The organism is Halarcobacter anaerophilus (assembly GCF_006459125.1).
Lineage (GTDB): Bacteria > Campylobacterota > Campylobacteria > Campylobacterales > Arcobacteraceae > Halarcobacter > Halarcobacter anaerophilus.
This window is the reverse complement of the sequence record NZ_CP041070.1, coordinates 1,919,193-1,935,050: the sequence shown is the minus strand read 5'-3', so window position 1 is coordinate 1,935,050 and position 15,858 is coordinate 1,919,193. Positions and strand designations below refer to the sequence as shown.

General features: G+C 30.1%; 16 protein-coding genes. 1 reads left to right on the top strand and 15 read right to left on the bottom strand.

Annotated elements, in window-relative coordinates; all coding sequences use genetic code 11:
- Positions 1 to 6: 6 nt before the first annotated feature.
- The 13 genes from AANAER_RS09605 to AANAER_RS09545 form a co-directional block, all read right to left on the bottom strand.
- Positions 7 to 1,506 (bottom strand): hypothetical protein, encoded by a 1,500-nt coding sequence (locus AANAER_RS09605; protein ID WP_129081037.1) that lies wholly within the window; start codon positions 1,504 to 1,506, stop codon positions 7 to 9.
- Between the two features lie 90 nt (positions 1,507 to 1,596).
- Complete coding sequence (locus AANAER_RS09600; protein WP_044418221.1) at positions 1,597 to 2,274, bottom strand: YggS family pyridoxal phosphate-dependent enzyme; 678 nt, start codon at positions 2,272 to 2,274, stop codon at positions 1,597 to 1,599.
- Positions 2,275 to 2,283: 9 nt separating this feature from the next.
- Positions 2,284 to 3,336 carry an RIP metalloprotease RseP gene (gene rseP / locus AANAER_RS09595; RefSeq protein WP_129081036.1) on the bottom strand — a complete coding sequence of 351 codons (1,053 nt, stop codon included), beginning with the start codon at positions 3,334 to 3,336 and terminating at the stop codon, positions 2,284 to 2,286.
- A 9-nt stretch (positions 3,337 to 3,345) separates the two neighbouring features.
- Positions 3,346 to 3,888 carry a CDP-diacylglycerol--glycerol-3-phosphate 3-phosphatidyltransferase gene (gene pgsA, locus AANAER_RS09590; RefSeq protein ID WP_044418223.1) on the bottom strand — a complete coding sequence of 181 codons (543 nt, stop codon included), beginning with the start codon at positions 3,886 to 3,888 and terminating at the stop codon, positions 3,346 to 3,348.
- Positions 3,888 to 4,667: an enoyl-ACP reductase gene (locus AANAER_RS09585; RefSeq protein WP_044418227.1), complete on the bottom strand. Its 780-nt coding sequence runs from the start codon at positions 4,665 to 4,667 to the stop codon at positions 3,888 to 3,890. The genes pgsA and AANAER_RS09585 overlap by 1 nt, the downstream gene beginning before the upstream one ends.
- Positions 4,667 to 5,554, bottom strand: coding sequence for a 4-hydroxy-tetrahydrodipicolinate synthase (dapA, locus tag AANAER_RS09580; protein WP_044418229.1), 888 nt, complete (start codon positions 5,552 to 5,554; stop codon positions 4,667 to 4,669). Before dapA ends, AANAER_RS09585 begins: the two co-directional genes overlap by 1 nt.
- Positions 5,555 to 5,576: 22 nt before the next feature.
- Positions 5,577 to 6,041, bottom strand: a complete 465-nt coding sequence (locus AANAER_RS09575) for a globin domain-containing protein (RefSeq protein WP_129081035.1) — start codon at positions 6,039 to 6,041, stop codon at positions 5,577 to 5,579.
- Positions 6,041 to 7,303: a M16 family metallopeptidase gene (locus AANAER_RS09570; protein ID WP_228711114.1), complete on the bottom strand. Its 1,263-nt coding sequence runs from the start codon at positions 7,301 to 7,303 to the stop codon at positions 6,041 to 6,043. Before AANAER_RS09570 ends, AANAER_RS09575 begins: the two co-directional genes overlap by 1 nt.
- A 91-nt stretch (positions 7,304 to 7,394) precedes the next feature.
- Entirely contained in the window at positions 7,395 to 8,453 is a 1,059-nt protein-coding gene (locus AANAER_RS09565) for a quinone-dependent dihydroorotate dehydrogenase (RefSeq protein WP_129081033.1), read from the bottom strand.
- Between the two features lie 70 nt (positions 8,454 to 8,523).
- Positions 8,524 to 10,233 (bottom strand): ABC transporter ATP-binding protein, encoded by a 1,710-nt coding sequence (locus AANAER_RS09560; protein ID WP_129081032.1) that lies wholly within the window; start codon positions 10,231 to 10,233, stop codon positions 8,524 to 8,526.
- A gap of 42 nt (positions 10,234 to 10,275) precedes the next feature.
- Positions 10,276 to 11,577, bottom strand: coding sequence for a murein biosynthesis integral membrane protein MurJ (murJ, locus tag AANAER_RS09555; RefSeq protein ID WP_129081031.1), 1,302 nt, complete (start codon positions 11,575 to 11,577; stop codon positions 10,276 to 10,278).
- Positions 11,567 to 13,120, bottom strand: a complete 1,554-nt coding sequence (locus AANAER_RS09550; RefSeq protein ID WP_129081030.1) for an endonuclease/exonuclease/phosphatase family protein — start codon at positions 13,118 to 13,120, stop codon at positions 11,567 to 11,569. The genes murJ and AANAER_RS09550 overlap by 11 nt, the downstream gene beginning before the upstream one ends.
- A gap of 69 nt (positions 13,121 to 13,189) precedes the next feature.
- A complete protein-coding gene (locus AANAER_RS09545; RefSeq protein WP_044418237.1) occupies positions 13,190 to 13,843 on the bottom strand; it encodes a ferritin family protein in 654 nt (217 codons plus the stop codon).
- A gap of 238 nt (positions 13,844 to 14,081) precedes the next feature.
- Between AANAER_RS09545 and AANAER_RS09540 the strand changes: the two genes are divergently transcribed.
- Positions 14,082 to 14,495 carry a Fur family transcriptional regulator gene (locus tag AANAER_RS09540; RefSeq protein ID WP_044418240.1) on the top strand — a complete coding sequence of 138 codons (414 nt, stop codon included), beginning with the start codon at positions 14,082 to 14,084 and terminating at the stop codon, positions 14,493 to 14,495.
- Between the two features lies 1 nt (position 14,496).
- On the opposite strand, the gene AANAER_RS09535 is transcribed toward AANAER_RS09540, so the two are convergent.
- The gene (locus AANAER_RS09535) at positions 14,497 to 15,414 is read right to left on the bottom strand and encodes a calcium/sodium antiporter (protein WP_129081029.1); all 918 of its coding nucleotides are present in this window, start codon (positions 15,412 to 15,414) and stop codon (positions 14,497 to 14,499) included.
- 1 nt (position 15,415) lies between these two features.
- Positions 15,416 to 15,835, bottom strand: a complete 420-nt coding sequence (ybeY, locus tag AANAER_RS09530; protein ID WP_129081028.1) for an rRNA maturation RNase YbeY — start codon at positions 15,833 to 15,835, stop codon at positions 15,416 to 15,418.
- Between the last annotated feature and the right edge of the window lie 23 nt (positions 15,836 to 15,858).

Genomic DNA, 15,858 nt, shown 5'->3' with positions numbered 1-15,858 from the left:
TAAACTCTAAATCTCTTTATCAAATACCGATTGAAGAATTTCTTCTTCACTAAGTTCTTTCTTTTTAGTCTCAATAGGAGGATTTTTGATAAGAAGAACCATCTCTTTTAAATCATGAAGATTATATTTAGTCAGATTTTTAAGTAAAGTTTCGTTTATCATCTCTTTTTTTAGAGTATCGTTATTTATCATTTTATTTATGGCATTTTGAATATTTCTTCTTGTTGTTTCAAAAACCTGTTCCTCTTCTGTAAGAACTTTACACTCTCTTTCTATGTATTTTAAAATGCTTTCACCGTCATATTTATAAGTTTTTACGGAATTGTATGTAAACTCTTGATATTTTAGTCCGTCAATTAAAAGATTCGTAAAAATATTCCCGCCTACATCAACAATTCCTACCAGACTTTTTAAAGGGTTGTGAGAACAGATATAATCCTCTTTTACCTTAACAGGGGAGTATTCCAAAGAGTTTATATTATTTCTTAAAATAATAAAGTTTTTCCCAACTTCAATGGGACCTCCTTTTAAAGATGTTAATTCATTTTTATAGGCTAGAAAACTTCCTCCTACTCTTTTAGGAGAACCTTCTAAAGTCATTAATACATTATCGCTTATATCAAAATCTCCGGTAACTTCATGAAATCTAAGAGGTAATTTTGAAAGGTTTTCCAACTTTTTAGAAAAATTTACGTCACCTTGTACTTTTACCGAATTATCTTTTAAAATATGAAAATCTTTTACTCCATGTTTGTTAAGCCAGACTCTGATATCTTCTTTATCCGTTAAATCAAGAAGAGGTTTGTAGATATGACCTATTACCTCTTCACCTTTATATTTCCAGATTTTTTTCTCTTCATCAAAACTTTTTGTAATATGATTTAAAGAGATATCCGTAATAAGATTCCATCCTATTTCATCGGCAACATCATTTAAATTTTTTAATTGATTCCAATAACACATATAATCTTGGCCAACGGTAATAGGTCCGCCTTTTAAGGTCTCTAATCTATTTTGAGAACAGTCAAAAAACCCATCAACATATTTAGGTCCGCCTTTTAAACTAGTAAGAAGATTTATTGAGCAGTTAAAATATTCAACAATACTTCTTGGCGCACCGTCAATTGAAGATAATCTATTATTTGAACAGTTATAATAACCGTACACCTCTTTAGGACCGTAAGATAAATTATTTTTTAATTCATTGTTTGAACAGTCAAAGTCTCCGACAATTGACGGACCACCGAAAAGGCTTGTTATTTTATTGTGAGAACAGTTAAAATCTTTTGCTACTTTTTTAGGACATCCTTCTAAAGTTTCTAAATTGTTATTTGATATATTAAAGTAGCCATCTACTACATCAAACTTGACAGGTAGCTCGCTTTCTACTATTTTCCCCGACAAATCAACATTTCCATGGACAGTGATATATAAATCTTCAGATACAGTATAATTTTCAACGTTTTTGCTTTTTAACCATTTTCTTATATCACTTAAAGTTTTCATTTGGCACCTTTTTTTCGCAGAAGTCTTACTCTTAAAGTAAAAAATTATTTTTTAATTATAGCATAAAATATTTTAGAGATAGAAATGGTTTTATTTAAATAAAGACGAGCCAATTCTAACCATATTTGAGCCACAGGCAATGGCTAATTCAAAGTCTGAACTCATTCCCATTGAACAATATTTTGCTCCTAAAGGAACTACTTCATCAAAAATATTTTTGGTTGTTAAAAAAGATTTTTTTACAACTTCTTTATCATCGGTATGAGCTCCAATGCTCATTACACCTTTTAATCTTATATTTTTACAAGAGTTTAAAATCTCTTTATAAATTTCGATTGCGTTTTTTGGATCAACTCCTGCCTTACTCTCTTCATATGCTGAATTGATTTGTAAAAGGCAAGACATCTTTTTGTTTTTTGCTTCTAATTTTTTATTTAACTCTTCTGCCAATTCAAGAGAGTCTAAAGAGTGCATTAATGTAGGATTTAAATCAATTAGATTATTGATTTTATTTTTTTGTAATCTTCCTACAAAATGCCATTCAATCGGAAGCTCGTCAAGTTTTTCTTCTTTTGTTTTTAAATCTTGAACTTTATTTTCACCAAAAGCTCTTTGTCCTACTTCATAAAGTGCTGAAATATCTTCTGCTGTTGAGTATTTTGAAATAGCTATGATTTTTACTATATGGTGTTGCGAAACTCTAAGTCTTGCTGCTTCAACTTTTGTAACTATTTTATCAAGATTTTTTACTGCAAGCTCTTTTTGCATTGTTTCCCCTTATTTAAATAATCTATTTATATCATTATATATTCCAAGTAACATTAAAGAAGCTAATATTACCCAACCTGCAAGAGTTAAAAACATAAATACCTGATCGCTTGGTTTTCTTCTGGCTATAATTTCATAAATATTAAACATTATATGTCCACCGTCTAGAGCAGGAATAGGCAGTAAATTTAATACTCCCAAATTTACTGAAATCAAAGCAGTAATTGCAAGCAGTGCGATAATTGAAGATTGACTGGCATCTGAGATAACTTTTCCTATAGTAATAACTCCTCCAATCTCTGAACTTGGAATTATTCCTTGAATAAGTTTTTGTACTCCTAAAAATATCATTTTTGAAGATTCTACCGTTTTATCCCAGGCATAAGAAACGGCAGATATAGGGTCATGATATATTGTTACTATTTTTGGGGCAGGGGAGATACCTATCATTCTTTTTTTGATATTCTCTTTAAACATATTTTGTGCATCGGAGATATAAGGTTTTATAATCTTTACTAAAATTTTATTATCTCTTTTTATATGAAATTTAAGTGCACCTTTTGAGTCTTTAATATATTTTCCTAACTCTTCCCAAGTCTTAATATCATTGTTATTTATTCTTAAAATAACATCACCTTTTTGTATTCCCGCTTTTTGTGCCGGTGAGTTTGCTTGGATATTCCCTATCGTAGGACTCAATGAATTTGCTCCCGCAATGGCAATTATAAAGTATAAAATTGCCGCTAAAATAAAGTTTGCAAAAGGTCCCGCAAAAAGAATAACTATTCTTTGCCAGGGAGCTTTGTTATTGTATGAATCATCTCCTTGCTCTCTTAATGTGGGTTTTGTATCATCTTGACCTTTCATTTTTACATATCCCCCCAAAGGGATCAATGCAAACTGCCAAACTGTACCTTTCCACTGTTTTGCATAGAGTCTTTTCCCAAAACCTATAGAAAAAACTTCAACCTTTACACCAAAAAATTTTGCTGCGGTAAAGTGCCCTAATTCATGGAAAAATACCAAAAAAGAAAGTACTAATAAAAAAGTAATTGTACCCAAAAATATTCCTTATATTTTAAAGTAGTCTCTTAGATATTCATACCCTGAATACAGAGTTAAAATAACAGCTACCCATAAAAGAGTTGTTGCAAAAGGCCAATTCATTATTAGAAAACCTATTGCTATCATTTGAAAAACAGTTTTTACTTTACCTGCCATTGTAGAAGCAACACTTTTGCCTTCTGCAACGGCAACTACTCTTAATCCTGTGATAAAAAATTCTCGTGAAAGGATTAAAAATATTGCCCATCCTGAGGCTCTGTCAATTACCATAAGACCTAAAAAGCCTGCTAGCATAAGCATTTTATCGGCAAGTGGATCTAAAATTGCTCCTAGCTTGGTCATTTGATTCCAGCTTCTTGCAATATATCCGTCGAAGAAATCCGTAACTGAAGCTATTACGAATATTAAGCCGGCAAAATAATCAAGCCAGCTTACATGCCAACTTTGAAAAAATGCTGCATCTCTTTCTATTAGAAAGAGTAACATTAACGGAGTTAATGCCACTCTGAAAAGTGCCAAAGAGTTTGGGAGATTTAGAGGTTTTTTCATTATTTGAATGTTGTCCCACCATCAACAATTAATGTGTGACCTGTAATCCAAGAAGCATCTTGTGTACATAAGAAGAAACAAGATTGAGCTAAATCTTGAGGTTGTCCTATTCTATTAAGAGGAGAGTATTCAGCAGTTTTTGCTTTTACCTCTTCATAGTTTGTAAATGCTTTTAAAGCATCTGTATCAATCGGACCGCCTGAAACGGCATTAACCCTAATCCCCATTGAACCAAGTTCTGTTGCAGCATATCTAACCATTGCTTCTACTGCGGCTTTATTTGTCCCATGTCCCGCATAGTTTTCAATATATACTAGATTTCCTGTAGAACTTAGAGAAAGGATTGATCCTCCACCGATTTTTTCCATTCTTTTTGCCGCTTGTTGTGCTCCGCAAACAAAAGCATTAACAGTAGCAGTATAGATATTGTTTAATCCTCTTGGTTTTAGCTTCATAAATTTACCGTATCCGCCTACAACGGCTCTACCGTAAATCATTGCATTAGAGATAAAAAAGTCAATTCTGTCGAAATCTTTGTCAATTTCTAAAAAGAGTTCTTTATATTTTTCAGGTTCTAAAATATTAAAAGCATAAGCTTTACATTTTACACCGAATTTCTCTTCTACATCTTTACATATATCTTCAGCAATTTGAGCATTTGAATTATAAGTAAAAGCCACATTAACACCATTACTTGCAAATTTATAAACACACTCTTTACCAATACCTTTAGTTCCTCCACTAATAACTAATGTTTTCCCTTTCATAAAATCATTCATTATTTAATCACCTCATAATTTTTTAATACATTTTCAAGTTTTTTCATTGTTTCTGCACTTGGAGCAGTTAAAGGCAGTCTATACTCTAAAGTATCTAATAGCCCTGCTAAATACATAGCTGCTTTTATAGGAATAGGATTTGGTTCTATAAAAAGCGTATTATTTAATTGAAATAAGTTATTGTTTATCTCTCTTGCCGTTTCGTAATCTCCTTCAAAAACAGAGTGAACAAGTTTTGATTTCATATTTGGAAGAAGATTTGCAGTAACCGAGATAATTCCTTTTGCTCCATTTGCAAGCATAGGAAAATCAATTGCATCATCACCTGAAAATACACATAGTTCAGGTCTTCTTGAAGATAATTCAACAGATCTTTCCATTGATCCTGTTGCCTCTTTTATTGCATAAATATTTTTTACATCATCATATAGTCTAATTGCAGTATCGGCACAAATATCCGAACCTGTTCTTCCAGGTACATTGTATAAGATAAAAGGAATTTCTACAGATTGTGCAATTTGTTTATAGTGTTGATAAATTCCTTCTTGAGAAGGTTTATTATAGTATGGAGCTACTGATAAAAGTCCGTCTGCTCCTACAGATTGAGCATGTTTTGCTATATTACAAGCTTCATGGGTCGCATTTGAACCTGCACCGGCAATTACTTTTACGCCTGTACCTTTACATGTTGCTACTGCAATTTCTATACACTCTTTATCTTCTTCAACAGATAAAGTGGCACTCTCTCCTGTAGTTCCTACAGGAACAACAGCATCAATTCCTTGTGCAATTTGTCTTTTTATCAATTCTTCATATTTTAATGTATCTAATTTTCCATTTTTAAATGGGGTAATAAGTGCGGTCATCGCACCTGTAATAATCTCCATATTATCTTTTCCTTTTTTCTATTTAAATTTTTACTATATCTTCGGGCAATTTTAAACCAGTATCTACATTTACAGTATGTTTTGAAAAAGTTTCCAAATATTCCCAGAAGCTTTGCTTTGCTTCATCTGAAATATCAAACTCTTTTAAAACTTCTTCCATACAGCCAAGCCATTCTGTTCTTGCTTTTTCAGTGATTGAAAAAGGTTCGTGGGCTTTGATCATATCAAAGTGTCCTACTGTTTGAGAATAATAGTTTTCTCCTCCGCAAGCTTCAATAAAAAATTTAACGTTATGTGCTTTTACTTTTTTCAATTCTTCTTCATCTTGCGGAAAAAAATTACCGATATCGCTATCTGCTAGCAAATCATAAAATTTGTCAAAAAGCTTTACCAAACCCTCTTCACCCATCTCTTCAAGAAATATGGGCTTGGGAAGTTCATAATCGGGCCTTTCTCCAAATTTTGTTTTTGTAATTTTGTATTCCATTATTCACTTTTCCTCTTCTTTAAAATTACTGTTGTCGAATTCTCTTTATTTAAATATTTTTTTGCAACATTAATAATATCATCTTTTGTAAGTTTTTCCACTTTTTGTTCATATTCAAAAAGGGGTTTGATATTTCCTCTTACAAAATAGCTTCCGTATAAAGAGGCAACCGAACTTGAATTTTCAAGAGAGAAAATAAAATCGGCTTTTGTATTTATTTTTATTTTTTCAATATCTTTTTTACTTACTTTTCCCGCTTTAATATTTTTTATTATTAAATCAATCTCTTTTTTAACATCTTTTGCTTTTACATTCTCATTGCAAACAGCCATAAAGATAAAAACTCCGGGATCCGTTAATTCCATATTATATGCGTAAATAGAGTTTACCAATCTTTTTTTATCTACTAACTCTTTTTGAAGATATGAACTTTTTCCCGAGCTTAATAGTTCACTTAAAGCCGATAATGCTACTTGGTCTTTATCTTCATAATTTGGAATATGATATGAGATTGCCAGCATTTGAACTTGCGTGTCTTTATAGACTACAAGATTTTTTTCTCCGTCTTGTTTTGGTTCAACAGTATGAACGGTAGGAATTGCTTTTTCGTTTTTTATCTCTTTAAAATATTTTTTTGTTGAATCAAAAACTTTCTCTTTTGTAATATCTCCTGCTACAACGACAACTGCATTTTTAGGTTGATAAAAAGTAGAGTGAAAATCTCTAATATCATTTATAGTCCAAGTTTTTATATCAGATGTAAAACCGATTGGAGTCCAGTGGTAGGGATGATAAATATAGCTGTTGTTAAAAAGTCTATATTGTAAATATCCCATTGGATTGTTATCTGTTCTCCATCTTCTCTCTTCTGCTACAACATCACGTTCGGGTTGAAACTCTTCATCTTTTAAAGTAAGATTTTCCATTAAATCCGCAAAAAGTTTTAAAGATTCATCCATATTTTTAGAGCTAGATTTAATATAATACTTCGTATAGTCAAAAGAGGTCGAAGCATTATTTACTCCACCGAAACTTTTTACTATTTCATCAAATTCACCGGCTTTTAAATTTTTTGTAGATTTAAAGTTTAGGTGTTCTAACATATGAGCAATTCCTGATTTTCCCATAGTTTCATTTCTACTTCCCACATTGTAAAAAATATTTGTAGAAACTACATTTGAACCGTTATCCATAGGAATTGCAACAACTTTTAATCCGTTCTCTAAAGTTTCAGTATAATATTTTGGTAAACTTTGACCCATTAAAACTCCCGCTGATAAAATGAAAAATGAAAAATAGAAAATGAAAATTTTCATTTTATTTATATTTTTTGCATAATTCATTATTTATTCTTTATTTTAAATCTGAACCTATAACTTCAGATATATTGTTAAAACCCTCTTTTTTCATAAGTTCTAACACTCCTTCATTGATGTTTTTCACCATTGAAGGTCCTTCAAAAATCATTCCCGTATAAGCTTGAATCAATGAAGCACCTGCTTTAAGTCTTTTATATGCTTCATCTGCATCTGAAATCCCGCCTACGGAGATTAAAACTGTTTTACCGTAAAGCTCTTTTGCTATTGCTTTAAACATTTCATAAGATTTTTCTTTTAAGCAAGCACCGCTTAGTCCACCGAAATCTTGTGCATTTGGAACCAAAGAGTAATCAATGGTTGTATTTGTAGCAATAATTCCCGAAGCTCCTGCTTCTACTGCCGTTTTACAAAGTTCAACTGCAGCATTAGTTTCCATATCAGGAGCAATTTTTAGGAAAATAGGTTTACTCGTTAACTCTTTTGCCATAGAAAAAAGTTCGGTGATAAATTTTTCATTTTGCAAATCTCTTAGATTCGGCGTATTTGGACTAGAGATATTTATTACTAAATAATCACTAAAAGATTCAAATTTTCTAATTAATATTTTATAATCTTGTAGTGCAAACTCTTCTGAAGTTGTTTTATTTTTCCCTATATTTGCTCCGATTGGAATAGAAAAAGGGTAAACTTTTTTTAAATTCATTAATACTTGAGAAGAGCCTTTATTGTTAAATCCCATTGCATTTTGAACAGAATTTAATTTCGGATATCTAAACATTCTTGGTTTTGGATTTCCATCTTGAGGTCTTGGAGTCATTGTTCCTATTTCCGTAAAACCAAACCCTAATGCCATCATTGATTTTATCATTGTAGCATTTTTATCAAACCCGGCAGCCAAACCCACGGGATTAGGAAATTTTATTCCGTATATTTCTTGATTTAATTTAGGATCCATAATAAAGTTTCTATTTACCAGATAATTATTTAGTAATCTACATTTAGGCAATAATCTAAGTGCAGTTTCCGCAAGATTATGTGCAGTTTCGGGGTGAAATAAAAAAAGTCCTTTTTTTAATGTTTTGTAACTAAACAAAGAGATCCTTTATCAAAAAATTTTAATATTTTATCTAAAAACTATTGAAAAAAAGTTAATGTCAAAAAGATTATATGTTTGCAAGGTTGTATAATCTTTGATATTCTAAACAATTTTTTAGTAGATTTTCTTCTTTATCAATGCAAACTATTTCGCCTTTTTTGAATACGGCGATTTTATCTGCATTTTTAATAGTGCTCAATCTATGGGCTATTACGAAAGTTATTCTATCTTTACTTACTTCATCAATTACATCTGAAATAATCGATTCGCTTTCATTATCAAGTGCTGATGTTGCTTCATCAAGTATTAAAACATGAGGATTTTTATATAAAGCTCTTGCAATGGCAATTCTTTGTCTTTGACCTCCGCTTAAATTTGTTCCAAATTCATCTAATTTGCTGTAAATACCTTCAGGCATCTTTGAAACAAAATCATAAGCATGGGATTGTTTTAAAGCTTTTATTACTCTTTGTTCATCTATTTCATACCCATATGCAACATTTGAAGCAACAGAATCGTTGAAAATATAGACTCTTTGGGTTACTACTGAGATATTGTTTCTTAAAGATTTAATATCTATATTTTTTAAATCTATATCATTAAAGAGTATTTTACCTTCATTTGTATCGTAAAATCTGATTAAAAGATTTATAAGTGAAGATTTTCCACCGCCGCTGTCTCCTACTAAAGCAACTTTTTCACCTTTTATTGCCGTAAGGTTGATATGTTTTAAAGCAACTAAATCATTGTATTTAAGCATCACGTCTTTAAACTCGATTTTTTCTATATTTTTAGGAAAATTTTTATCTCCTGTAAGTATAGTAGGGTTTATGGCATATACTGAAAGCACTCTTTCATGAGCTGCAATTGCACTTTGAAGTTGATTATATATCCCTGAAATTCTTTTTAGTGGAGTATAAAGCATAAATAAAGCTGCTATAAAAGACATAAATGCACCTGTTGTGAGTTCCGCATTTATAACTTTCGAACCTCCGTAAATAATAACAAGTGCAGCTGCAATAGCACCTAAAAGCTCCATTATAGGAGAGGTTAATTCAGAAGTTTTAACGGCTTTTATATTTATATTAAAAAAACGGCTGTTATGTTTTTCAAATTTTTCAAGTTCGATTTTTTCCGTACAGTTTGCTTTTATAATTTCAACATTATTAAAAGTTTCACTTAAATGAGAAGTAATATCAGAGGCACTCTCTTGAGATTTAAATGATAATTTTTTCATTTTTTTTGCTAAAACAGAGAGGGGGTAAATAGCAAGAGGCATAACAATAAGTCCATAAAAAGCAAGCTCTGCACTTTGGTAGATTACAACACCGATTAGGGCAACTATTGTTAATATTTCTCTTATAAAACCTGCAATTTGACTTGATACTGCCGATTGGATTTTATTAATATCATTTGTAATTCTTGATATTAATTCTCCTCCGTGTTTTTTTTGAAAAAAGGCTATATCCAAAGTAAGAATATGAGCAAGAAGTCTGTCTCTTGTAATTCTGATAATATCTTGTCCTATATATGATACATAATAGACTTGGATATATTTCCCGAAACCTTGTGCCGATTGAACTAAAATTAGAAGTACAGGAACGATATAAAGCATTTGCTGGTCTTTTGCAATAAAGACTTCATCTAACAAAGGTTTAACTATATAAGCTAATCCTCCGCTTCCTCCTGCTACTAATACAATACCTATAAATGCATAAAAAATTTTTAATTTGTAATTCTTATAAAAGGGCATGTAATATTTAAAAAAGTCTCTCATTTCTATCCTATTTTTTTATTGAAGATGGCATTTTATCTAAATTTACATAAAATACAGAGATTTTACTCTTTTGAAACCAAAAGACTTTAGGGTTAAAAAGAAAAGAATAAATCCGCTTAAAGTGCTTGCAAAAGCTAATCCTGAAGCTCCAAAAGGTGAGATTAGCAATAGAGAAAAAACTATATTTGCTCCTAAAGCTTTCATTGATATTTTTGCTGCTAGAAACTGCATTTCATTTGCATATAACCAAAGAGAAAAAATTTTAGCTAGACCGTAAGGAATCAATCCGATTAAATACATGGTTAAAACCAATGAGGTATTTGCCGTATCTTTTGAATCAAAAGCTCCTCTTTCAAATAAAAGCCAGATAATCTCTTTACTAAAAACAATTCCTATAAGTGTAGCAAGAGACAAAAGAGAAAAAAGAATCAAAGATGATTTTTTCATCAGATATAAAGCTCTTTTTTCATTTTTATTTTTTATTGCTCTTGAAATCATAGGAAACAAAGCAACTGAAGTAGCTATTGCAAAAAGTGCCAAAGGAAGCTGAAAAACCCTGTTTGCATAATATAAATAAGAGATTGAGCCTGTAACTAAAAAAGAGGCAAGCCAAGTATCTAAAAAAGCTGAAATATGTGCCGTTGAACTTCCTACCGTGGCTGCGAAAAAGTTTTTGTAAAATCTGTTTTCTTCTTTTTTCTTATGTTTTTTTAGAGTAAAAATTTTACATAAATTATGTTTTTTTATAGCAATTAAGTGGGCAATTATTTGTAAAACACCGCCTATTAATACGGCATATGAAAGATAAAAGGTAATTTCATATTTATCTAAATTTTTGGAGATTAGTAAAGCTGCAATTAAACTTAGATTTAGAAGTGCCGTTGAATAAGCCGTTGTTGCAAAATGGTTTTTATATTGAAGTAATGCTGCCATAAAAGTAACTATAAAAATCAAAGGGAGATAATAAAAATTTATAGCTACAAGAGGAGAAGCTAAATCTATAGTCTCTTTATCAAAACCAAAGGCAATTGCTTTTGTTATCAAAGAAGAAAAAAGAGTTACAAACAAAGATAAGATTATCAAAAAAGAGATTAACTGTAAAAATATAAGAGAAGAGAATCTGATTTTATATTTTGATTTTGCATAAGAGGGCATAAAAGCTTGGGTAAAAGCTCCTTCTGCAAATACTCTTCTAAAAAGATTGGGCAACTTAAAAGCTACAAAAAAGATATCGGAGTAGATATTTGCTCCTAAAATCGAAGCTGTTAGAAGATCTCTTAAAAATCCTAAAATTCTTGATAATAAAATACCGCTGCTGTTTGTAAAAATTGATTTAATTAACATCTATATCACTTTTTTTATGAATTACTAATTGAGCACTGTTTTTAAAAAAACCGATTTGTGCTCTTTTTATTTTTATAAAACTTCCCTCTTTTGGGTTAATACTCTTTTTTCTAAAGTAGAGTTTTATCTCTTTATTGTTAAAAAGGAGTTTTTTGTTTTTATAAACTCCTTGTATGTTCGTTACGATTTCATTTTGATATTTTAAATCTAAAATATCAATATCTTTGCCCTCTAAATAGAGTTTTTTATAATCAGGAATTTTTTTATTTTTTTCAAGTATTTTAAACTTTTTTATCTCTTTTAATCCAAAAAACTCTTTTATTTGAGAGACTCTTAAATCATAAGAGTACCCCTCTTTTAATTTTGCAACATTGTTGTAAAGATATATAGCTCTGTCATTTTTTTGTTTTATTACTGCACTTTTGGAATCTTTATAAATAACTACAACATTTTTTAAATCCGCATCTTTTAGTAATTTGTTCGTGTTATAAAAATCAGAGATTTTATTAAAAGTTTTTTCGGGAATTTTTTTTAAAGGATTTTTATCCTCTTTTTTTGAGCTAAAGGTTGCCGTAAGTGGAAGGTGATCTGAAAACCCTTTTCCCGTGTGAATACCGTCTTTTATTTGCCATCTGTTTATTTTCCCGTTTTTATACAAATATTGGGGAGCAAAAACTTTGAAACTGTTTAGTTTGTACGAGAGTTTTTTATTATCAAAAAGAGCAGGGGATAAAATAATATTATCGGGAGTATATTTGTTTCCTCTAAATATGGTTGAAAATCTTTTTGGATAATCTACTTGAAGCCAAAGATTATAATGAACTCTTTTGTCTCTTCTTAAAATATCATCAACAGTGATATATTTTTTATCAACAGTTGTATTAAGAACTTGATTTATTCCCGTTACTCCCTGAGTATTATTCAATCTTTTTTCATAATATATGGTCTCAAATTCATTATAATTTGAATTAAAATCTCCTAAAAGAATATAGTCATAATCTTTGGGAAGTTCATTTACTCTATCAAAGAGTTTTTTTGCATATTTTATTCTATAACTTTCGGCAACTCTTTTTGAGGGCCAATGGTTATTGAAAATTTTAAATTTGTAATTATCTATTTTAAAAGTTGTTTCTAAAATAGGTCTGTATATTTTATTTGGAAATTTTATATTCAAATCTTGATTTTTTATAATCTTGATTTTACTTAAAAAGCCAATTCCTACACTAGCATTTTCATATTTTGAGAAGCTGTAGTATTTATATTTCGGAAGTTTTTTTAAAAGAAGCTGCATTAATTCTCTGTTTTCAACTTCTTGTAAAGCTATAATATCGCTATCTAAATCTTTTAAAACTTTTATTAGATTTGCCAATTTAAGAGTAAATTTTTTTTTGTCCCATTTAGAGTAGTCGTTTGGAATATACTCTTTATAATCACTTCTGTTGTTTTTTAAATCAAAAAGGTTTTCAACATTATATGTTGAAATATTGAAAGTTTTGGCATATAAACAAAGATTTAAAAGAAGAAATAGAATAATTTTTATCAAATTTTCTCCGGATTATAGAGTTAATTTGCTATTTTATCTAAGAGTAGATAAAATCTACTCTTTTGATGGCTATTTTTTTGTATTAAGTCTTGAAAAGTACTCTTGAGGATGTTTACATACAGGACAATTTTTAGGCGGTTTTTTCCCTCTGTGTACATGTCCACAGACTTCACAAATCCACTCTTCTTCACTATCTTCACTTTCGTACTCTTTACCTGATTCAAGTCTTTCAAGAAGCATTTTATACATATTTTCATGTTCTACTTCGATGTTACCTATGAGTTTAAGCATAGTTGAAATTTTAGAAAGACCCTCTTCTTTTGCAATTTTTGCAAAATCAGGATACATAGTTACGTTTTCATAACTTTCACCTGCTATAGCTTCTTTTAGATTTTCTACGGTATCACCTAACTCTTTTCCTTTAAGCATTTCGTTACAGGCTCTTAATTCTAAATTTGCATGTTTCTTTTCATTATTTGCAGCTCTTTGAAAATGTTCGGCAATATCTCTATACCCTTCTTTTTGTGCAACTTTTGCAAAATATTCATATTTGTTTCTTGCCATAGATTCCCCTGCAAATGCCTTCATAAGGTTTACGGCAGTTAAGTTTTCGGTAATCATTTCCATAGCTTGACCACAGCAGTGAAGTTCTCCTCCTCCTACATTTTGTACTTCTATTACATTCCCGCATTTGTTACATCTGTATGATTCATATTGTCTCATTTTTAGCTCCTTCTTAAAATTTTAATAAGACTTATTTTATAATAAATTTTATCTATTACGATTATAAGTTAATAAAACTTACAGCTTTTTTAATCTTAAAAGAAAATTATTATCTTTTACTAATATTAATTAATAAAAGAGAAAAAAGTTTTTTATAATACTATTTCATTATGAAACGCTCCGTATATAAGTAAAATTTATTAAATTTTATGTAAAATTATGCGGGAAAGGAAAAAATATGTTCAATAGTTCAGTTTTACTAAAAGAGTATGATTTAAAAGTAACTCCACAAAGAGTTGCAATTGTTGAAGAATTATACAGAAATGGACATATGAACATTGATGAGTTATATCAAAGTTTGTTGAAAAAATTTCCTTCTATTTCACTTGCTACAATATATAAAAATGTTAATGCAATGGTTGAGAAGATTTTTTTAAATGAGGTTAAAATTCCCGAAGCTAAATCTGTTTATGAATTAGCAAAAGAGGAACATTCTCATCTAATTTGTTCATCATGTGGAAAAATAGAAGATATTTATATTGATACATCTGTTTTAAATGATTCTGTAGCAACAATTTCAGATTTTAAAGTAAAAGATACAAAAGTAGTCTTTTCAGGAACTTGTTCAGACTGCCAAAAAAGTTCAAAATAGCTTAAAGGCTATTTTGAATTACCAATCCTAATACTACCATTAATACAATCCCGGCACTTTTATTATATAGTTTATTTGCTGTTATAAATACTAACATAAGAGAAAGAATAAATGCAGCTGCAATATCAAAAAAGTTTGCCGATAAATTTACATTTAAAGGATTAACCATAGAGCTGACACCTAAAACCATTGTAAAATTTGCAACGTTTGAACCGATTATATTTCCGATTGCCAAATCGGCATTATTTTTTAAAGCAGATTTTATAGAGATGGTTAGTTCAGGTAAAGAGGTACCAAAAGCAACCAAAAAGAGTCCGATAACCCATTCGCTAACTCCAAAATCTCTAGCTATATTTCCTGCACTGTCTATTGCAAAATCGGCTCCTGCAATAGTAAGAACAAAACCTATTAACAGTAATACGGAAGTTCTTCCCCAGGCAAATTTCTCTTTTTTTATATCTTCATCAATCTCTTCCATTTGATTTGAATTGATAAGAAACATAAGATATCCGCACATTAAAAAAACAAATAAAAGACCGTCTACAAAGTTAAGTTTTCCGTCAATAGACATTAGAATAAATACTAAGATAGGAAAAAGTGCCCATGCCGAATCTTTTGCAAAAAGGTCTCTGTTTGGTTGAATTTTTTTAGAGATTAAAAATACTGCTCCTAAAACCAAAGCTATGTTAAAAATAGTACTTCCTATTACGTTTGCAACTGCAATATCTCCACTTCCTTTTGCGGAAGCTGAAATAGATACTGCCATTTCAGGAAGAGAAGTACCTACTGCAATTAACGTTGCTCCTATTACAAAAGGAGAAATTTTGTAGTGAAGGGCGATTTTTTCACTTTGTGCAATGATAAAATCTGCTCCGTAAATTAAAGCAGTCATTGCTACAATAAAAATTAAAATATCCATATTAAGAGTTCCTTACTATTAAGCTTTTTGGTAAATTGTATTTACTTATCAATCTCTCTTCTTCTTTTCTATGTTCACCGTTATCAATTTCATGGTCAAAACCTAAAAGATGAAGAAGTCCGTGTATAAAAAGAAGTTTTAACTCATTATCAAAACTATGTCCATACTCTTCTGCTTTTTGTTCAACAAAATCAGTAGAAATAACAATAGAACCTAAAGGCATATTGGGCATTTCAAATTCAAGAGGGAAGCTAAGAACATCTGTTGCTTTGTCAATATTTCGATGCTCTTTGTTTAACTCTTTTATAGTTTCATTATTTACGAATATAAGTTCTATATCTTTGGAGGTGAGATCTTTAGCAATCTCTTCCAAAGAAGTTAGGTCTATCTCTTTATTGGTTTGATTCTCTACGTCAATCACTTTATCCCCATTATTTTTTGGGG